General features: G+C 60.9%; 15 protein-coding genes. 6 read left to right on the top strand and 9 right to left on the bottom strand.

Going from position 1 to position 19,154, the window contains the following annotated elements:
* The first annotated feature begins 238 nt into the window (after positions 1 to 238).
* From FFV09_RS04230 to FFV09_RS04220, 3 genes are all read left to right on the top strand, one after another.
* On the top strand, positions 239 to 7,039 hold the full coding sequence (locus FFV09_RS04230) for a non-ribosomal peptide synthetase (RefSeq protein ID WP_141446520.1): 6,801 nt from the start codon (positions 239 to 241) through the stop codon (positions 7,037 to 7,039).
* Positions 7,040 to 7,171: 132 nt separating this feature from the next.
* The gene (locus FFV09_RS04225; RefSeq protein ID WP_141446519.1) at positions 7,172 to 7,516 is read left to right on the top strand and encodes a hypothetical protein; all 345 of its coding nucleotides are present in this window, start codon (positions 7,172 to 7,174) and stop codon (positions 7,514 to 7,516) included.
* Between the two features lie 223 nt (positions 7,517 to 7,739).
* Complete coding sequence (locus FFV09_RS04220) at positions 7,740 to 8,918, top strand: methyl-accepting chemotaxis protein (RefSeq protein WP_170314932.1); 1,179 nt, start codon at positions 7,740 to 7,742, stop codon at positions 8,916 to 8,918.
* A gap of 204 nt (positions 8,919 to 9,122) precedes the next feature.
* On the opposite strand, the gene FFV09_RS04215 is transcribed toward FFV09_RS04220, so the two are convergent.
* Both FFV09_RS04215 and FFV09_RS04210 read right to left on the bottom strand, forming a co-directional pair.
* Complete coding sequence (locus FFV09_RS04215; protein ID WP_141446517.1) at positions 9,123 to 9,383, bottom strand: GlsB/YeaQ/YmgE family stress response membrane protein; 261 nt, start codon at positions 9,381 to 9,383, stop codon at positions 9,123 to 9,125.
* A 245-nt stretch (positions 9,384 to 9,628) separates the two neighbouring features.
* Positions 9,629 to 10,867, bottom strand: a complete 1,239-nt coding sequence (locus FFV09_RS04210) for an outer membrane protein assembly factor BamB family protein (RefSeq protein ID WP_141446516.1) — start codon at positions 10,865 to 10,867, stop codon at positions 9,629 to 9,631.
* 407 nt (positions 10,868 to 11,274) lie between these two features.
* Here FFV09_RS04210 and FFV09_RS23675 point away from each other — a divergent pair, with 407 nt between their 5' ends.
* The 3 genes from FFV09_RS23675 to FFV09_RS04200 all read left to right on the top strand — a co-directional run bounded on the left by FFV09_RS23675 (position 11,275) and on the right by FFV09_RS04200 (position 12,715).
* Positions 11,275 to 11,430, top strand: a complete 156-nt coding sequence (locus FFV09_RS23675; RefSeq protein ID WP_170314931.1) for a hypothetical protein — start codon at positions 11,275 to 11,277, stop codon at positions 11,428 to 11,430.
* A 169-nt stretch (positions 11,431 to 11,599) separates the two neighbouring features.
* Positions 11,600 to 11,911: a ribosomal L7/L12 family protein gene (locus tag FFV09_RS04205; RefSeq protein ID WP_170314930.1), complete on the top strand. Its 312-nt coding sequence runs from the start codon at positions 11,600 to 11,602 to the stop codon at positions 11,909 to 11,911.
* Positions 11,912 to 11,998: 87 nt separating this feature from the next.
* Positions 11,999 to 12,715 (top strand): class I SAM-dependent methyltransferase, encoded by a 717-nt coding sequence (locus tag FFV09_RS04200; RefSeq protein WP_170314929.1) that lies wholly within the window; start codon positions 11,999 to 12,001, stop codon positions 12,713 to 12,715.
* Between the two features lie 262 nt (positions 12,716 to 12,977).
* On the opposite strand, the gene mnhG is transcribed toward FFV09_RS04200, so the two are convergent.
* From mnhG to FFV09_RS04165, 7 genes are read right to left on the bottom strand one after another with little or no spacing between them, the layout of a single operon-like run.
* Positions 12,978 to 13,478: a monovalent cation/H(+) antiporter subunit G gene (gene mnhG, locus FFV09_RS04195; protein WP_141446514.1), complete on the bottom strand. Its 501-nt coding sequence runs from the start codon at positions 13,476 to 13,478 to the stop codon at positions 12,978 to 12,980.
* Positions 13,450 to 13,740 carry a Na(+)/H(+) antiporter subunit F1 gene (locus FFV09_RS04190; RefSeq protein WP_141446513.1) on the bottom strand — a complete coding sequence of 97 codons (291 nt, stop codon included), beginning with the start codon at positions 13,738 to 13,740 and terminating at the stop codon, positions 13,450 to 13,452. The genes mnhG and FFV09_RS04190 overlap by 29 nt, the downstream gene beginning before the upstream one ends.
* Complete coding sequence (locus FFV09_RS04185) at positions 13,740 to 14,219, bottom strand: Na+/H+ antiporter subunit E (protein ID WP_141446512.1); 480 nt, start codon at positions 14,217 to 14,219, stop codon at positions 13,740 to 13,742. The genes FFV09_RS04190 and FFV09_RS04185 overlap by 1 nt, the downstream gene beginning before the upstream one ends.
* A 6-nt stretch (positions 14,220 to 14,225) precedes the next feature.
* On the bottom strand, positions 14,226 to 15,704 hold the full coding sequence (locus FFV09_RS04180) for a Na+/H+ antiporter subunit D (protein WP_141446511.1): 1,479 nt from the start codon (positions 15,702 to 15,704) through the stop codon (positions 14,226 to 14,228).
* The gene (locus tag FFV09_RS04175; protein WP_141446510.1) at positions 15,701 to 16,057 is read right to left on the bottom strand and encodes a Na(+)/H(+) antiporter subunit C; all 357 of its coding nucleotides are present in this window, start codon (positions 16,055 to 16,057) and stop codon (positions 15,701 to 15,703) included. The genes FFV09_RS04180 and FFV09_RS04175 overlap by 4 nt, the downstream gene beginning before the upstream one ends.
* Positions 16,057 to 16,482, bottom strand: a complete 426-nt coding sequence (locus tag FFV09_RS04170) for a Na(+)/H(+) antiporter subunit B (RefSeq protein WP_141446509.1) — start codon at positions 16,480 to 16,482, stop codon at positions 16,057 to 16,059. Before FFV09_RS04170 ends, FFV09_RS04175 begins: the two co-directional genes overlap by 1 nt.
* Positions 16,475 to 19,138 (bottom strand): Na+/H+ antiporter subunit A, encoded by a 2,664-nt coding sequence (locus FFV09_RS04165; RefSeq protein WP_212635458.1) that lies wholly within the window; start codon positions 19,136 to 19,138, stop codon positions 16,475 to 16,477. Before FFV09_RS04165 ends, FFV09_RS04170 begins: the two co-directional genes overlap by 8 nt.
* Positions 19,139 to 19,154 lie beyond the last annotated feature (16 nt).

Here is a 19,154-nt window from a genome sequence, read left to right as displayed (position 1 = left end):
CTATTTCATTTTTCAGTCCATGTTCCGATAAAGTTTGTATGAGTTTTTTTGGTATCGTAGGGACGAAGAACGAATTCTTTGCTTTTTGACTGTCTTTTTCGGGAAGTGGAGAAGGAGCTTGGTGCCTATTGACGTTTGGCCCGTTACTTTGTATGGACTCCCTTGAAGGAGCCGATTACAAGCCGCGAAGCAACAAAATACACAGGTTATTATACTCGGAAGGGGAAAAACAAGAGCGATGAATGTTGAGTTGAAACAGGTTCCGGGAATCGAGCGATATTGGTTGGAGCAGCTGCGTGCCGTCGAAGAAAAGACGCGTTTGGCCGGGGAGACGCCGCCGACGGCGGAGGAAGGAATCGGCAGCGTGCAGCGCGACTTTCTGGCTGTCGATCCGGCCCTGCTGCGCGGAGGCGCGCTGCCTGCGGCGTGGTCGGTGCTGCTGCAGCGTTATTTGCGCGCCCGGGAATTGTCGTTCGCTGTACATAGTTCGGCTGCGGACGCCGCTTTTCCGCTGCTGCTGAGCGCCGATCCGGCGGATACGCTGCGCGAACGTACCGAACGCGCGGAAGCCGCCCTGCGGGAGAGCGGGGAGCGTCCGCTTGAGGCGTCCGTTCTCGGACAGTGGCAGGCCGCGGGCACGATCGAGCTTCCCTATAACACGGGCATCGGATTGAATCCGGCGCTGAACGCCGCCGAAGCGCTTGCGGCGTCGGGCTGCGACCTGTTCATCGTCTTCTCCGGCACGGAGCGCATTCGCGCCCATGCCGCATTCCGCCGGTCGGTCTTCGGCGAAGACTTCGTGCAGGAAGTGCTGGCGCATCTGCAGGGCATCGTCGTTCGTATGAGCACCGACCCGGAAGCCGCCGTCGGCCGCGAAGATCTGCTGGACGATCAGGAACGGGAAATTTTGCTCAATCTCTGGAGCGGCCTCGACGCGGCCGCTCCGTTCAAGGCGGACGTTCCGATCCACCGGATGATCCGGGAGCAGGCGGCGCGGACGCCGGATCGCGCGGCGGTCATCCATGCGGCAGGCGAAGCGCTGACCTACGCCCAGCTGGACCTGCGCTCCGACGTATTGGCCGCCGAACTGCGCGAAGCGGGACTCGGCCGCGGCGACATCGCGGGCATTCTGGCCCGGCCGTCGGCCGAAATGATACTGTCGGTGCTGGCCGTGCTCAAGACCGACGCCGCCTACCTGCCGATCGATCCCGAATACCCGCAGGAACGGGTGCGCTTCATGCTCGAAGACAGCGCCGCAGGGCTGCTGCTGCTCACGCCGGGCCTTGAGGCGCCGGCCGCTTACGCGGGACCTTCGCTGCGCGTCGACAACGGCCGCGATTGGACAGCGCCGGCCGGAAACGCCGGCGATCTCGGCGCGCCCGACGATCCCGCCTACGTGATCTATACGTCGGGTTCCACCGGCACGCCGAAAGGCGTCGTGGTCGAGCATCGCTCGCTGATCAACCTGGCGCAGTGGCATATCGACCATTTCCGGATCACCGAAGAAGACCGGACCGTCAAGTATGCCGGATTCGGCTTCGACGCCTCGGTCTGGGAAATTTTCCCGTACCTGCTGAGCGGAGCTTCGATCCATATGATTCCGGAAGACCTGCGTCTCGATCCGGCGGGATTGAACGATTACTTCAACGCGGAAGGCATCACCGCCGCGTTCCTGCCGACCCAACTGTGCGAGCAGTTCATGGACCAGGACAATTATTCGCTGCGCGTCCTGCTGACCGGCGGCGACAAGCTCAAGACGTTCCGCCCGCGGCCGTACGAGCTGCACAACTGCTACGGTCCGACCGAGAACACGATCGTGACCACGTCCCATCTCGTGACCGAGATGGAAGACAATATTCCGATCGGCAAGCCGGTACGCGGCTCGCAGATCCTGATCCTCGACGACTACGGCCATGTGCAGCCGATCGGCGTCGCGGGCGAACTGTGCGTCGCCGGCGACGGTCTGGCGCGCGGTTACCTCAACCGTCCGGAACTGACGGCGGAGAAGTTCGCGGCCCATCCGTACCGCGAAGGAGCGCGCATGTACCGGACCGGCGATCTGGCCCGCTGGAAACGGGACGGCACGATCGAATTTCTCGGCCGGCTCGACCATCAGGTCAAGATCCGGGGCTTCCGGATCGAGATCGGCGAGATCGAGCAGCGCATTCTGGAGCGCGAAGGCGTGCGCGACTGCGTCGTCGTCGCCCTCAGCGACGAGCGCGGCGACGCCTATCTGTGCGCCTATGTCGAAGCGGATGCGGAGCGCAGCCACGCGCAGTGGAGCGCCGATCTGGGAGAGATGCTGCCGGATTACATGGTCCCGGCGCATTTCGTCACGCTGCCGAAGCTGCCGGTCAACGCCAACGGCAAGATCGACCGGCGCGCGCTGCCCAAGCCGCAGATGCGCCGGTCGGCCGGTTCCGCGGCTCCGGTCGGGGAGACCGAAGAAGGGCTGCATGCGCTGTGGAGCGGCATTCTCGGCCACGACCGCTTCGGCGCGGCGGACTCGTTCTTCGAGATCGGCGGGCATTCGCTGCAGGCGGCCATGCTGAGCGCGCGGATCGAGCGCCGGTTCGGCGCGAAGCTGTCGATTCGCGAGCTGTTCGAATATACGACGGTCCGGGCGCAGGCGGCCGAGATTGCGAGCCGCGCGGGCGAAGCGGCGCCGGCGCCGGAGCTGCCGGTACTGTCCGCGCCGGAATCGGCGGACGGGCGTTATCCGGCTTATCCGGCGCAGAGCCGCCTGTTCCTGATCGAACAGATGGAAGGCGCCGGCACGGCGTACAACGCGCCGGTGCTGCTGCGCGTCGAAGGCGAACTGGACGCCGCGAAGCTTGAGCGGTCGCTGCAGCAGTTGATGCTGCGGCACGAAGCGCTGCGGACGTCGTTCGAACTGCTCGGCGAAGCGATCGTGCAGCGCGTCCATCAGGACGTGGAGCTGCGCCTTGACGTTATGCAGGCGCCGGAAGAAGACGTCCGGGCGCTGATGGACGACTTCGTGCGTCCGTTCGATCTGGGCGCCGCGCCGCTGATGCGGGCGGGACTTGTGTCGTGCGGGGAACATCTGCATTTCATCCTGCTCGATTTCCATCATATCGCCGTGGACGGCGTCTCGATGCACGTCTTTTTCGAAGAATGGTCGCAGATTTACCGCGGCGAATTCCCGGAGAGCGCGCCGGCTCAATTCAAGGACTTTGCGGTCTGGTACGAGCGCGAAGGCGCATCGGCGATCCGCGAATCGCAGTTCGGCTACTGGCGGGAGCGCCTGTCGGGCGAGCTGCCGATGCTTCAACTGCCGACCGACAAGCCCCGTCCGGACAAACAGAGCTTCCGGGGCGATACGCTGCATACGGCGATCGGGGCGGAGCTGCAGGCCGATCTCAAGCAGTTGGCCGAGCGGACGAACACGACGCTGTTTATGGTCATGCTGGCCGCCTACGGCACGCTGCTCAGCCGCTATGCGGGCCAGGAAGACCTGATCGTCGGCGTACCGGTCGCGAACCGCGGCCGCGAAGAACTGCACGGCGTCATCGGCATGTTCGTCAACACGCTGCCGCTGCGGACGTACCCGGACAAACGCAAAACGTTCGCCCGCTACCTCGAAGAAGTCCGGGCCGAACTGCTCGGTGCGTTCGACCATCAGGAATACGAGTTGGGCGAGCTCGTGAACGAGCTGAACGTTCCGCGGATCGGCGGGCGCAGTCCGCTGTTCGATACGATGTTCGTCATGCAGAACACCGGCAGCCTGGCTCCCGAGCTGGAAGGGGGCCTGACCGCGGTGTCGACGTACGCGCCGAAGATCGCCAAATACGATCTGATGGCCGACGTGACCGAGCACGAGAGCGGCATCCGGGTCGATTTCCAATACTGCACCGAGCTGTTCGACGAATCGACGATCCGGTCGATGGCGAATCAGTACGCGGCGCTGCTGGAAGCGGCCGCAAGCAACGAACACCGCGCGCTGCACGAACTGCCGATGCTGAGCCGCGAAGACAGCGCCGACCTGGCGTTCGGGCTGAACGATACGGCTTCGCCGTATGAACGGACGCTGACGATTCAGGCAGCGTTCGAGCGCCGCGCCGTCGAACGGCCGCAGCATCCGGCCGTGACGTTCGAAGGCGTGACGCTGACCTATGCGGAGCTGAACGAACGGGCCAACCGCTTGGCGCATACGCTTATCGAAAAAGGCACGGCTGCCGATAACCTGGTAGGATTGATGGTAGATCGTTCGCCGGAGATGATCATCGGCCTGCTCGGCATTCTCAAAGCGGGCGGCGCGTACGTGCCGATCGACCCGGAATACCCGGAAGACCGGATCCGCTACATGCTGGAGAACAGCGGATCGGACCTGCTGCTGACCCAGCGGCATCTGGTCGGCAAGGTCGATTTCGCGGGGCAGAGCCTCTGCCTCGACGAAGCGGAAGCCTACTCGCCGCGGACGGACAATCCGCGCGATCGCAGCGCCGCCGCCGATCTGCTGTACGTCATCTACACGTCCGGCACGACCGGCCGTCCAAAAGGCGTCATGCTGGAGCACCGCAACATGGTCAATCTGCTGCATCACGAATATACGCGCACGAATATCGACTATTCGGGCCGGGTGCTGCAGTTCACGACGCTGAGCTTCGACGTGTGCTCGCAGGAGATCTGGTCGACGCTGGTCGCGGGCGGCACGCTGTGCATGATCCGCAGCGAGACGCGGCGCGAAGTCGGCGAGCTGCTGAATCTGATCGAAGAGCGGCAGATCGGCGTCCTGTTCATGCCGGTCTCGTTCCTGAAGTTCATCCTGAGCGAAAAAGAATACGAAGAACGGTTCCCGACGTGCATTCGCCATATCGTCACGGCGGGCGAGCAGCTGGTCGTGCCGGAGAAATTCCGGGAGCATCTGCGCCGCAACGGCATTTTCCTGCACAATCATTACGGACCGTCGGAGACGCACGTGGCGACCGCCCATACGGTCGATCCGTCGGGCGATATCCCCGAGCTGCCTCCGATCGGCAAGCCGATAGCCAACACGCGCGTCTATCTGCTCAACGACGCTCTTCAGCTGCAGCCGAGAGGCGCGGCCGGCGAGCTGTATATCGCGGGCGAATGCGTGGGGCGCGGCTATTACAACCAGCCGGAGCTGACGCTTGAGCGCTATCTGCCCGATCCGTTCGAAGCGGGCGGGCGCATGTACAAGACCGGCGATCTGGCCCGCTGGAACAGCGACGGCGACCTGGAATTCCTCGGCCGCCTCGACCATCAGGTCAAGATCCGCGGCTTCCGCATCGAACTCGGCGAGATCGAGACGGCGCTGCTGGAACATCCGTCCGTCAAGGAAACGATCGTGCTGGCCAAGGAAGACGGCACGGGCGGCAAGTATTTGTGCGCCTATACCGCTTCTCCCGCCCAGCCGTCCCAGCGCGAACTGCGCGACCATCTGGCGGGACGCCTGCCGGATTACATGATTCCTTCGTACTTCGTGCAGCTGGGCAGCATGCCGCTGACACCGAACGGCAAGATCGACCGCCGCGCGCTGCCGGAGCCTCAGCCGGGCGAACTTGCGACGGGAACCGAATACGCGGCGCCGCAGTCCGAAGCGGAGCGCCGGATCGCCGAAGTGTGGCAGACGGTGCTCGGCATCGGCCGGGTCGGCCGGCACGACAACTTTTTCGAACTCGGCGGCCATTCGCTGAAGGCGGCCGTCATGGTCGCGCGCCTGCAGGAGCAGTTCGAACTGAGCATCAACGACGTGTTCGAGCATCAGACGCTGTCGGCGCTGGCCGCGGTCGTCAAGCCGGCTTCGGGCCGGATCGCGGAGAAGCTGGCGGAACTCAAGGAAGCGAGCCTGCGCAGCGGCGAAGATACGCTCGTCGAAGACCGCCGGAGCTATCTGGACCGCGCCCGCCGGGACGCGGAAGCGGTCGACGTCGCGCAGCTGCGCGATTACCGCAGCGTCCTGCTGACGGGAGCGACCGGATACGTCGGCGCGCATCTGCTGCGCGACATGCTGGAGCATACCGACTGGACCGTGTACGCGATCGTGCGCGGGGAAGACGACGAAGCCGCTTTCGGGCGTCTTCAAGCGAAGCTCGGCTTCTATTTCGGCGCCGAAGCTTTGAACGGTCGGCGTTCGCGCCTGGTCGTCTTCGCCGGCGACCTGTCGGAAGAGGCGATGGGGCTCGGCGAGGAGGCGTATGCCGCGCTGCAATCGGAGATCGACGCTATCGTGCACGCGGCCGCGACGGTCAAGCATTACGGCAGTTACGAAGACTTCAAGCGGCACAACGTCGAGGCGACGGAGCGGCTGCTGGAACTGGCCGAATCCGGGCGCCGCAAAGACGTGCACCATGTGTCCACGCTCGGCGTGGCGACCGGCATCATTGCGGAGCGCAGCGAAGCGTTCTTCGGCGAGTACGATCTCGACCTCGGACAGGAATACGAGAACTATTACGCGAAAACGAAATATGAAGCCGAGCAAAAAGTCGTCGAAGCCAGACAGCGCGGACTGCGCACGAGCATTTACCGCCTCGGCAACGTCGTGTTCCATTCGGAAACGGGCCGCTTTCAGGAAAATATCGCGGAAAACGCGTTCTATACGATGATGCAGTCGTTCGTGCGGCTCGGCCTCGTGCCGGACATGCAGCCGGATACGGACTTCTCGTACGTGGACGGAATCAGCCGGTCGATCCTGCTGCTCATGCGGCCGGAAAGTTTGCAGAACGAAATTTTCCATCTGCTGAATCCGAACCTGGAAAGCATGCACCGGATTTTGAGCGAAGAACAGGTCGGACGTCCGATCCAAACGCTCGAATTTGCAAAATTTGTCGACAAGATCGGCGAGAAATTTGCGGCGGGCGAGTCGCGCGAAGAGATCGACAAAATCATGCTGCATTACGGCTGGCTGGAAAGCGCCCAGATTCAGACCTCGTTCGAAATCGCGTCGGACCGCACTACGGCTTACTTGAAAAAGCTCGGGTTCGAATGGAAAGCGATGGACGAAGCGATGACGCGGCGCATGATGGCTTATGCGAAACAAACCGGATTTTTGGATTAAGGTTACAAAATATTTACACTTGAATGAAAATGAAGAACTTTAAAGGAAATATGCAATTTTTTTCTTTGAATTCGACAAATTTTTTAGTACACTGTATAAGAAGGTCTATCATTGAATCGAGGGGGATTTACCATGTTTAAGATTGAATATTTTCCAGCCAAAAATCGCGTAGTTTGTACCGTAGAGAGCATCACGATGGACGAAGTGTCTTCGTACCAAAAAGAGTACACCGAAGCGATGAAAAAGGTTAAGCCCGGCTTTACCGGATTGACCGACCTGAGCAAAGGCAAACTGTTCACGCAGGAAGTCGCGGTGGCACTTGCTCCGCTGGGCGAAATGTCCGTCGAAAAAGGCTTGACCAAATGGGCATACTACACCGGTTCCGCCGTGTCGAAAATGCAGATGAAGCGTATGTTCGGCGATATCGTCGTTTCGTTCGAAAAGCTCGAAGACGCGGAAGCTTACCTGAACAGCTAATTCGATACACGCAGCAAAAAGTCCGAGCCGGGGCACGTCCCCGGCTCGGCGGAAGCAAGCCCGGCATGCCGGGCTTTTTTTGTGGACGTTGTTGGGGGAGCCGGTAGTTCGAAACGTTTCGCATAGACGGGACGGACCGCAAAATAAGGGAGTAGTGGGGGAAACCATGAATACGGAAACCAATAAACGCATGATTTGGATCGGGGCGGGAGCTGTTGCCCTGTTGGAAGTCTTGATCGCGCTGCTGTTCATGATGCCGGGACGAGGCTGGGGGAGCTTCGTGCCGGGCCTGATTCTGGGCGCCGTACTGGGCGGCGGAGCGTTCGTGGCGGGCATCGTGCTCGTGCTGCGCGAAGCGGATCGCAGAGCGTCGCAGATGAACGGCATGTTCGCCGCGTCCGGCGCGGGAGAGACGGCGGAAAGCACCGAATCGCACGAGCCGGGCCAGGCGTCGCACAAAACGATGGAACGCATGCAAACCTATTTGCTGGACATCGACCAGAACGTGGAGCAGGTCAAATCGAGCGCCGACGTCGGCGTGTTCGTCTCCGACCTGATTGCCGAGTCGGCCCGCAGCGCGTCCGCGCGCTCGCTTGAACAGAGCGAGAACATGAAGGAAATCGCGCGGACGACGAACGAGATGACCGCGGCGGTGCAGCAGGTCGCCGGAAGCGCCGACGAAGTAGCCAGCGCGACGCTCGTCACTTCGGAACAGGCATCCACCGGTTACGGCCAGCTGGTCGACGCGATGGAGCAAGTGCGCAAGACCGACGGCACGATCCAGACGCTGCTCACGCAGGTCAATCGTCTCGACGAGAAATCGGGCGAGATCGAATATTTCGTCAGCATCATTACCGAGATCGCGTCGCAGACCCATCTGCTTGCGTTGAACGCGGCGATCGAAGCGGCCCGCGCGGGCGATTACGGACAGGGCTTCTCCGTCATCGCGTCGGAAGTGCGCAAGCTGGCCGAGCAATCTTCGGAGTCGGCCAAGCGCGTCTCGACGATCAATGCGAGCATCCAGCAGGACACGAACGAAGTCGTCGGAACGTCTTCGCGCGTCGCCGACGACATGAAGCAGGGTATCGGTTCGCTTGAAGAAGCCGGACGTTCGTTCCAGTTTATCCAGGCGGCGGTCGACGAAGTGAACGTGCAGATGCAGGACGTTTCCGCCGCGGTGGAACAAATTGCCGCCCATACCGAACAGGTGAGCGACACGATTGCCCGCGCGGAAGAGATGGCGGCCAGCACGTCGGAAGAAGTGGCGACGGTGCAGCAGGCGGCGGAAGAGCAGCTGTCGGGCATGCAGCAGCTGTCCGAGACGGTCGGCGGATTGTCCGAGCTGACCGGCGGCGTCAAGCAGGCCGTCGAACATTTTCGCGAGCTGCAGACGGCCAACTGAGCCGGCATAATTTTGCGGCTGCTCCAGCGAAGCCGGAAGGCGAAAGCATCTGCTGCGAACTTCGCCGCGTCACGCTGCAAAACGCAAAAAAAAAGAGCACATTTCCGGTTAACGGAATGTGCTCTTTTTTATCGGTACGCATGCGCTTGGAAGAAATCGAGTAAGTGTACGCGGCGTACCCGAAGGGGGAAAGATACGTGACGGTTACGCCCGGTTTCTACGACCCATCGAACGCATGATCAGGCTGACTACGGCTACCAGTACGATAGCGCCGATCAATGCCGGAATGATGTAGAATCCGCCGATTTCCGGACCGAGTTCACCCAGAATTACTCCACCGAGCCAACCACCGATGAATCCGGCGATGATGTTCCCGATGATACCGCCAGGAATGTCTCTGCCCACGATGAGTCCGGCCAACCAACCGATGATGCCGCCAATAATTAACGACCAAATGATACCCATTTTGTATCGCCTCCGCTTATGTTTTTGTTTGCTCAACTACAACTTAACCTTCTAGCAAGCATTTGAATAACAAGTTACCAATTTTATTTTGAAACAATCTGAATAAAGGTATTTTCAACAGCGCTTTCATAAGGGGATTCTGCTTGGAAAAGCGGCGTCGGGCCTAACAAAAAACGGGTTTCCTCATTATAGCGAGGAACCCGTCTTCATAGCGAGGAACCCGTCTTCGATGCGGCTTATCTTTTTTAACTCTTGGATTTTTCCAACACGTATTTGACGAGCGAACCGTTCTCCGCAGCATACAGCGTGCCTCCGGCGTAAGCGAACGCGTAATCGGAACGCAGCGGACGGTTCGATACGGCCTGCACGATCTCCAGTTTGTCCGGATCGAGCACGTACAGCGTGTCGGCCATATCGATCTGCAGCCCGCCGTCGTCGGACTGTTCCAGCACGACGATCTGGCCGGGCTGATCGTCGAGCTTGCGCTCGGCGAGCTTGCCTCCGAGCGTGAACGCGGTCAGCGTGCGATTCGAATACGTGACGTAGCCGCTGCCTGTCGAAGCGATAACGGAGTCGGCCGGAATCGTGCGTCCCCAGAGTACTTTGCCCTGCGGCGACAAAGCGATCAGCTTGTTGACCGTTCCGGCGATCGAACCGCGGAAGATGACGGTGCCGTCGGCCTGCACGAGAATCGGCGGCCCGCCGCCGTCGCCGAGCAGGTTGATGCTGGGCGGGAACTTGTAGGCGTACACGCGCTTGAGATCCGGCATGTACACTTCGACGGACGGGCTCGGGGAGCGGTCCCAGACGCCGCCGCTTTTGACGAGGCGGCTGGCGTCGACCACGATGCGTCCGCCTTCGGCAGTCAGTACGCGGCCCGTCAACGTCTTCGAAGCGAGCGTTCGGCCGTCGGAGCCGCAGCGGACCACCGCTGTTTTGGCTGTCCCGCGGCTGTCCGTGCCGAGTTGCGACGCGATCAGCAGGCTTTCGTCGCCGAGCAGGTACACGTCGCTGCCGAACGGAAGAGGGCGGCTCCAGAGCTGCCGGCCGTCCGGCTTGAGCGCGTACAGCGTCTGGGTCTTGTCGGAGAAGGTGCCGGTGAAGTACAGCGTGCCGTCGCCGGCGTACAGGAGGGAGCTTGCGATCGTGTACGGACCCGCTTTGTCATGAAAAGTCCGCGACCATTTCTGCGCGCCTGTCGAGGCGTCGAAAGCGGTCACGGTCTCCAGGTACCAGTCGTAGGAAGTTTTGGACGAGCTTTTTTTGACGTTTTGCACAGTGTGGGTGTAGACGAGGCCGCGCGATTTGACGAAACGGACATCATGCGCCGATGCGGACGAAGTGTCGTAGACGGAAGCGGACGTCCAGCTGGGCTGGGGAAGCGTGCCGTCCGCGACGATTCCGGCGGCGTGCGCATAACCGGGGGCGCTCAGCAGCACGGCTGCGCTGAGGACGAAAGCGCCCCATTTCTCGGTTGATTTCATAAAAGAGTTTCCATTCCTTTCCCTGAATCTAACGCCCGGTGTGAATTGGCTATGCTGATTATACACGCTGCCTGCGGCGTTTACCAGAAGTTTACGTTTGTAAACGTTTATACCTAGAACCTCTTTCTTATGATTCCAAGTGCCGGGTTTTTTACACTTTTCGGCAGACGATAGACTTGGTTTACGCTTGTATATAGCCTTTTTTACAAAAAAAGGACGTTTTCTTGCTCTCTAGTCACCAAGTCTCATGCACTGTGGCTGCGGTTGCAATTTGCTCCGAAACCGTAGACCTTTATCCCTGAAAAGCGTGAAATCGGTTTATTTGCGGCGGGGTCCGGTTATATAGTCGTAACGAGAAAGCGAGCGACTGATAACAGCTGCGGAAGCGGCAGAAGGAGAGAGCGAACATGAACTTGAGCATACATAATCTGATGGCCTTCAACCCCCATCACTTCAGAGCACAGGCTACGGTAACCCCGCAAAAAGCAGCCGATACGGACAAGGAAAAAAGTTTTCAGGACATCCTGAACGAGAAAATGGCGCGTCCGTTGACGACACGGTAACGCGAAGTGGCCCGGCGGCCGGGTCAAATGTTGGGCGGCCGTGTATAATGAATAAGTACGGACAGGGGAAAAGAGAGCGTGCGGCGTTCTCTTCCCGATCGTGCAGGCGCCCGGGCGCCTGCCGTTTTGTCGTTGCATGCAAGCAAGTTCAGAAGAGGGGGCGAAAAGTATGGAATTCGATTACGCGACGATCGTGCTGGCGATTATCGTCTTTTCGCTGATGCTGATGGTGATTCGGCTGCGCTTCGACGTGAGGCAGCTGCGCGAGGAGATCGACCGGATCGCTTCGGGGCCGCGTCTGTACCGCCCGGCGCCTTCCGGGATGCAGGAAGGGGAACGGGGGCCGCGCACGGCCGCGGGCGGCGACGAGGAGCTGCGCACGCTCGTAGCCAAAGGCCGCAAGATCGAAGCGATCAAGGAAGCGAGAGAAAGGTATAACCTGTCCCTGAAGGAAGCCAAAGATTACGTGGAGTCGTTGTAGCGCCGCTGTCCGCACAGGGTGCCGCGCTTCACGGCATTGCGGCGTCGGGGCGCAAAAGTCGGCTTGAAGAAGTCGGGAGGAATGTCCATGTTCGATTCGACGCGTTTCTCCGGCGACGGCGAAGCGGGAGCCTATTCGCCGCCGCGTACCGAAGACGGCTTCGTCTACGCGATTCGTCCGCAGGAGATGCGGCTGTCCAATGCCAGGGCGATGGCGCTGTACGACCGGATCGCGCGTTTTCACGCGGTGTCGAACCGGCTGTACCTGAAGCTGCGCTTCGGCGGAGAGATCCATTATCGCTGGACGTTCCTGTCGCAGCTGGACGTCCGGCGCGGCGAACGCGTGCTCGAAGTGTCGGTCGGCACGGGCGGCAATCTGCCGCTGCTGCCTGCGGGCGCGCATCTGTACGGGCTCGATCTGTCTCCAGCCATGCTGCGGCAGGCGGCGCGGCATTTGCGGGAATGGGGCACCGAGGCGGAGCTGATCCACGGGGAAGCGGAACATCTGCCTTTTCGCGGCGATACGTTCGACTGCGTGTACCATATCGGCGGACTGAGCGAGTTCGGTGATCCGGCTCTGGCGCTGCGCGAGATGATCCGCGTAGCCAAAAGCGGCACCCGTATTCTGGTCGCCGACGAGGTCGACCGGCGTACCCGCGTGCGCCGGCCGCGCATTTCGCTGGCGAAGCCCGGCGATCTTCCGCGGCCGGACGTGCTGCGCATGCTGCCGGCCGGCATGCTGGACGTCCGCTACGAAGAAGTGTGCAAAGGTCTCATGTACCGCCTGACGTTCCGCAAGCCTTAACGGTGGGGGTCAGCCGGTGTATTCCGCCGGCCCGGTGGCTCGGCGGCTGCCTCGTCGATCACTGCGGCACCGATACATAAGCCGCGGCAGCCGGATTGTCGCGGCACGCACAAAAGCGCTTTTCGATCGCGAGAGGTTCTTTCCACGGAAAGAACCTCTCGCGCCGAAAAGCGCTTTTTGATTTTGGGAAATGTGCGCGGCGTTCTGTAAGCAGCGCTCTGTAAGCAGCGCTGTATGCGCGGTGTTCGCCGGACTTCGGGCTTCATAAATCGTCCGGCTCCGGAGGCTCCTGCCGGCCGCCGCGGCGTTCGCCGGGCTTCTCCGCCGGAGGCGGACCGCCCGGCATTTCGTCGGGCAGGGCGCCCGGCGCAAGCTCGGCCGTCGAAGTGCCGGCATCGGGCACGCCCGACGCCTCGGCGGCTTCGGCCAGCTCGTCCTGAATGCTGCCGGTCCACAGCGGCACCCCGCTTCGGTGCGCGGCCCGGCCGTTCAGATGGCCGGCCACGGGCGCCGTGATGAAGAAGAAGACGATACCGAGCAAAATGTTCATGCTGGCCGTCTGCATGCTGGACGCGAAATACAGGAACACGCCGGTCAGCACGCAGAGAACGCCGAGCGTGGAGCTTTTGGTGGCCGCATGGGAGCGCAGGTATACGTCCGGCAGCCGGATCAGGCCGTAGGCGCTGAACACGCTGAGCAGGGCGCCCAGCAGGATCAGCAGCACCGAGATCCATTCAATCATCAGTTGAATCGTCTGGAGCATTCAGCACCCGCCCCCTTTCCATGTAACGGGCCAACGCCACGGTGCCGAGAAAAGCAAGGATGCCGATCAGCAGCACCAGTTCGAAGTACGCGGTAGAGCGCATATAGGCGCCTGCAACAGCGACTTCGGCGGCGACGTTGACGCCGATCGTATCGAGTGCCGCGATTCGGTCGGCGATCGAAGGGCCTTTGAGCACCCGGTAGAGGCAGCCGCCGATCGCCAGCGCCAGCAGGATCATCGAAATCAGCAGGACGGTTTGCATCAGCTTCGGGTCACCTCCATGATCGCTTTTTCGAACGTTTCGCGGATATGTTTCTCTACGCCGTGGGCTTCCTGCATGTCCATGGCATGAATGTACAGCGTCTTCTCGTCATGGCTGACTTCGAGCAGCAGCGTGCCCGGCGTCAGGTTCATCAGCGCACACAGCAGCGTCAGTTCCCAGCCGGGATGCAGTTCCGTCTCGTAAGCGAAAATGCCCGGAGACAGCGTCAGCTTCGGCTTGACGATCTGGCGAATGACGGCGAACGAAGACACGACCAGTTCTTTGAGCAGCAGTCCGAGCAGTTTGACGCAGGCCCACACTTTGCGCGGATAAAAAGGCCGGGGGAAAAATCGCCGCATCAGCGTCATCAGCAGCAATCCGATCAGCAGGCCCACGAGGAAGCCCGATATCGTCATGTCGCGCATGAGCAGCATCCAGACGAAAGCGATCGCGAGATTGAGCAGCAGTTGAAAAGCCAAGGGCATCTACTCCTTAAATACGGCTTGAATATAGATCGTCGGATCGATCAGCACATTCGAAGCGCTCTCGATATACGGCATGACCGGTTCGGCGAACAGGCCGAGCAGCACGATCAGCAGCATCAACGGGGCGGAACCGAGCAGCAGCTTGCGCGATTGTTTCCACTGCGCTTCGCGCGGCCGGCGGGGTTTGCCCCAGAACGCAAGAATGAAAATTTTGATCAGCGAGTACAGCAGCATCAAGCTCAGCAGCACGCCGGCCGCGGCGATGACGTACTGGCCGTTCTCCAGGCTGCCCTGAATAATAAGCAGCTTGCCCGGGAATCCGCTGAGCGGGGGAACCCCTACGACGGCGAGCGAAGCGATCAGGAACATCCAGCCGAGCAGCGGGGAATGGGTCAGCACGCCGCCCATCCGGTTGATCCGCTCGGTGCCCGTCTCGGCCACGAGAATGCCGGCCAGCAGGAACAGCAGCGCTTTGACGATCATGTCGTGCACGAGATAGAATACGGCTCCCTTGAGCGCGTCTTCGTTGGAGACGGACAGCGCAAGCGACATGAAGCCGATACTGGCGATAACGTTGTAGCCGAGAATCCGGTTGACGTTCGTCTGGGACACGGCGCCGAATCCTCCGAGCACAATCGTGGCGATCGCCATCGTGCCGATCAGCATATGCGTCACTTCGGTCTGGTGATAGAAGATCAGCGTGAACGTGCGGATCAGGGCGTACATCCCGACCTTGGTCAGCAGCGCGCCGAACAGCGCGGAGATCGCGGCGGGCGGCGCCCCGTAGGAGCCGGGCAGCCAGAAGAACAGGAACAGCCCGGCTTTGACGCTGAACACGACGAGCAGCAGCGCGGAGACGACCGTGATCGGTCCGGTCTGGCCGCTCTCGGCGATGCGCATCGACAGATGCGCCAGATTGAGCGTGCCGGTCGCGCCGTACAGGTAAGCGACGGAAGCGACGAACAGCGTGGACGACAGCACGTTGATCAGGATGTAATGCAGCGTCTCCCGGAACTGCCGCTTCGTTCCGCCGAGCACGATCAGCGCATAGGAAGACATGAGCATCAGTTCGAAGCAGACGAACAGGTTGAACAGGTCGCCGGTCAGGAACGAGCCATTGACGCCGGCGATCATAAAGTGCACGAGCGAATAGAAATAATGGCGTTCGCGCTGCTCGTCGATCCCGCGGAACGAGTAGAGCAGGCAGCAGGCGGTGACGATCGAAGCGGTCAGCACGAGCAGGACCGCGAACATGTCCGCCACGAGCACGATGCCGTACGGCGGCGCCCAGCCGCTCATATTGAGCGTCTGGATGCCGGTATGCTGCACCTGGTACAGCAGGAACACGGCCACGGCCACGTTCAGCAGGGCGCTCAGCAGGCTGATCCAGCGCTGAAGCTTCAGCTTGTTGTGCAGAAAGATCAGGATGACCGCCGTAAACAGCGGGATGAGCATCGGAGCGACTACCCAGTTGTTCATTGGCGACGCCCCCTGTGTCTGGACGATTCGCTGCGCATCCGTTCCATGTCGGTCGTATCGAGCTTCTGGTAAGCCCGGTAGGACAAGACGAGGAAGAAGGCGGTGATTCCGAAGTTGATGACGATCGACGTCAGAATCAAAGCCTGCGGCAGCGGATCGACGAATTGTTCTTTGCCACGGCCCAGCAGGGGCGCCGCGCCGGTCTTGAGCATGGACATGGCCATTAACAGGAGATGCACGGCATGGGTCAGCAGCGAAGTGCCGAGTACGATGCGCAGCAGATCCTGGGTCAAAATGAGATAAATGCCGACGGCGAACAGCACGCCGACGATCACGGCTACAATGACTTCCATCAGCTATCCTCCCCAATCGTGAGCAGAATCGTCATGGTTACGCCCACGACGGCCAGATACACGCCCAGATCGAAGATCAAAGCGGTATGCAGCTCGGTCTTGCCGAGCAGGGGGAGCTGGAAATAACCAAAAGCATGCTTGAGGAAAGGCTCCCCGAAAAAGAGGGCACCGGTTCCGGTGCACAGGGCGATCAGCAGGCCGAGCGCCGTAATCAGCTTGAAATCGAACGGAATGACTTTGCGCACCGTTTCGATATCGTAGGCGAGCGCCAGCAGCAGCAGCGCGCCCGCGCTCATCAGCCCGGCAATAAATCCGCCGCCGGGGCTGCCGTGGCCGGTGAAGAACAGGTACAGGGCAAAAGCCAGAACGATGAAGACGACGATTTTGGAAATGTTTTGCAGGAAAATATCGCTGCCTCTAGGCATCGGAATTTCCTCCTTTCGGGCGTTCGCCGACGCTGTCGGCCCCGTCGGCCCCGTCGGCCGCATCGACTTCGTCCAGATCCTCGGCATCGCCTTCGGAAGGAGCGTCGGAGTCGGAAGCGTGCGGACCGAAATCTTCGTGGGAAGACCCTCTTTCGTGCACGTCTTCGCCGGGACCGTCATGTCCGTACTGCGATCGGCGGAACAGGGCCGCGTCGTCGTCGGACTCGTCTCCTTCGTGGGAGACGTGGCGCGAACCGACGTCGGTCGCTTTGCGCCGCAGCTTGATCATGTTATAGATGCCGAGCGAAGCGACGCCAAGCACCATGATCTCGATCATCGTATCGAAGCCGCGGAAGTCGACGAGAATGACGTTGACGATATTTTTGCCGCCGGCCGATTCGTAGCTTTCGCGCACGTAGTAATCCGAGACGGGATCGAACGGATTGGTGCCGAGCACCGCGAGCGCGACGAGTGTCATCAAGACGCCGACGGCAATCGCCACGAGGAAGTTGGGCAGCCGGAACCGGACAGCCTGCTGCTCGGTGCGCAGCTTGGGCAGATGGTAGAAGCACAGCAGGTACAGCGTGACGGAGATCGATTCGACGACCATCTGCGTCAGCGCAAGATCCGGCGCGCGCAGGAAGACGAACATCAGCGTCATCATGTACCCGACCGTACCGGTCAGGATGATCGCGACCGGCCGCGATTTGGCGAACGGAACCGCAAGCGCTCCGGCGGCCAGTCCGAGCAAGATGACCCATTCGTACGGGGCGATCTGCGCGTACGCGCCGACCCGGAACGTGATGTCGGTCGAATTGAACAGGATGAAGCCGAGCACGAGCATCATGAAGCCGAGAATGTATTTGACGTAGCTGCGCGAAGAACCGTTCATATAGAGCGCGGTGACGCGCACCGTGATCCGTTCGAAGAACCGCAGGCTGGAATCGTAAAAGCGGTTGATCGACATGCGGCGCGGCACGAACGAATACAGCTTGATCCAGTATCGGACCGTCAGCGCGAGCGCGGTGCCGACGCCGATCACGCCGATCGTCATCCACAGCGCCGGCGTGAAGCCGTGCCACAGCTTGATATCAAGCGGCAGGGTTTCCCCGGAAGCGGTCACGATCGGCATCATCGCTTCGGCCGCCGGGCGGACGAGCGAATAGGCGACGAGACCCGGGAACAGCCCGAGCACGAGCGCAAGAACCGCGAGAATCGCCGGCGGAATATACATCAGCGGCGGCGCCTCGTGAATCTTCTTGCTGCGCAGCGCTTTTTTTCGCGGACCGAGGAAGGTGCGGAACACGAACAAGACGGAATAGACGAACGTGAACACGCTCGCGATCCAGGCGATGACCGGGAACAGCGCGGCCCACGTCTCCAGTCCGAACACCCCGGCATGCAGCGGTTCGACCACCGCTTCAAGGAACATTTCCTTGCTGAGGAATCCGCCGAACGGAGGCAGCCCGGCCATCGAGAGCGCGCCGAACAGCGAAATCGTGAACGTGACCGGCATCAGCTGGGCGAGTCCGCCAAGCTTGCGGATATCGCGCGTGCCGGTCTCGTGATCGACGATGCCGGCGGCCATGAACAGCGCGCCTTTGAACACGGCATGGTTGAGCAGGTGGAAAATGGCGGCGGTGCCGGCCGCGGCATACAGCATGCGTTCTTCGCCTTCGAACACGCCCGCCAGCGAAGACAGGCCGAGCAGGCACATAATCAGGCCGAGCTGGCTGATCGTCGAATAGGCCAGAATGCCTTTGAGGTCGGTCTGCCTGACCGCGGCGACCGAGCCGTACAGCAGCGTGATCAGTCCGCCGAGTGAGACGATCCAGAACCATTCGGACGCGCCGGCGAACACCGGGCTCATCCGCGCGACGAGATACAGTCCCGCCTTGACCATGGTGGCGGAATGCAGGTACGCGCTTACCGGGGTCGGAGCTTCCATCGCGTCGGGCAGCCAGATATGGAACGGGTACTGCGCCGATTTGGTAAAAGCGCCGAACAGGATCAGGATCATCGCCGGCAGAAACAGGGGATGCGAGGCCAGCGGCGCTCCGGCTTCGAAAAGTTCGCGAATCCGGTAAGTGCCGCTCATCACGTACAGCAGGATAAAGCCGCTGAGCAGGCCGAGTCCGCCCGCCATCGTGATCAGCATCGATTTGAGCGCGCCGTAGCGCGATTTGTGCTTCTCGTGGTTGTAGCCGATCAGCAGGAATGACGTGATGCTGGTCAATTCCCAGAAACCATACAGAGTCAGTAGGTTATCCGACAGCACGAGTCCGAGCATCGCGCCCATGAACACCAGAAGAAAGACGTAAAATCGCGTCAGCGGATCTTTGGAAGCATCCATATAGGCAATCGAATAGAGGGAGACGAGGGCTCCCATTCCGGTAATCATGAGGGCGAACAGGAGAGACAATCCGTCGAGATACAGGGTGAACGAGATGCCCAAGGACGGGATCCAGGCAAACGTTTCGTTAATCGGGGAACCGGCGCGAATATCGGCCGAATAACCGAGCAGGGCTGAGAAGACCAGCACCGACAATGCGGCGGCAAACCATCCTTTGTGCAGACGGGGGACCGCTTTCCCGAGCAGCGGGAGCAGAGCGGCGAGCAGGAACGGCGACAGCGTCAAGAGATGGAGTAGGGACAAACGGCTTCTCCTTTCC

Origin of the sequence: Saccharibacillus brassicae (assembly GCF_006542275.1) — a bacterium.
Classification (GTDB): Bacteria; Bacillota; Bacilli; order Paenibacillales; family Paenibacillaceae; genus Saccharibacillus; species Saccharibacillus brassicae.
This window is presented reverse-complemented; position numbering and strand designations above follow the sequence as displayed.

Excerpts from the sequence above, each read along its gene's own strand:
- FFV09_RS04230 (WP_141446520.1), top strand. The coding sequence starts at position 239 with ATGAATGTTGAGTTGAAACAGGTTCCGGGAATCGAGCGATATTGGTTG.
- FFV09_RS04225 (WP_141446519.1), top strand. The coding sequence starts at position 7,172 with ATGTTTAAGATTGAATATTTTCCAGCCAAAAATCGCGTAGTTTGTACC.
- FFV09_RS04215 (WP_141446517.1), bottom strand. The coding sequence starts at position 9,383 with ATGGGTATCATTTGGTCGTTAATTATTGGCGGCATCATCGGTTGGTTG.
- FFV09_RS04210 (WP_141446516.1), bottom strand. The coding sequence starts at position 10,867 with ATGAAATCAACCGAGAAATGGGGCGCTTTCGTCCTCAGCGCAGCCGTG.
- FFV09_RS23675 (WP_170314931.1), top strand. The coding sequence starts at position 11,275 with ATGAACTTGAGCATACATAATCTGATGGCCTTCAACCCCCATCACTTC.
- FFV09_RS04205 (WP_170314930.1), top strand. The coding sequence starts at position 11,600 with ATGGAATTCGATTACGCGACGATCGTGCTGGCGATTATCGTCTTTTCG.
- FFV09_RS04200 (WP_170314929.1), top strand. The coding sequence starts at position 11,999 with ATGTTCGATTCGACGCGTTTCTCCGGCGACGGCGAAGCGGGAGCCTAT.
- mnhG (WP_141446514.1), bottom strand. The coding sequence starts at position 13,478 with ATGCTCCAGACGATTCAACTGATGATTGAATGGATCTCGGTGCTGCTG.
- FFV09_RS04190 (WP_141446513.1), bottom strand. The coding sequence starts at position 13,740 with ATGCAAACCGTCCTGCTGATTTCGATGATCCTGCTGGCGCTGGCGATC.
- FFV09_RS04180 (WP_141446511.1), bottom strand. The coding sequence starts at position 15,704 with ATGAACAACTGGGTAGTCGCTCCGATGCTCATCCCGCTGTTTACGGCG.
- FFV09_RS04175 (WP_141446510.1), bottom strand. The coding sequence starts at position 16,057 with ATGGAAGTCATTGTAGCCGTGATCGTCGGCGTGCTGTTCGCCGTCGGC.
- FFV09_RS04170 (WP_141446509.1), bottom strand. The coding sequence starts at position 16,482 with ATGCCTAGAGGCAGCGATATTTTCCTGCAAAACATTTCCAAAATCGTC.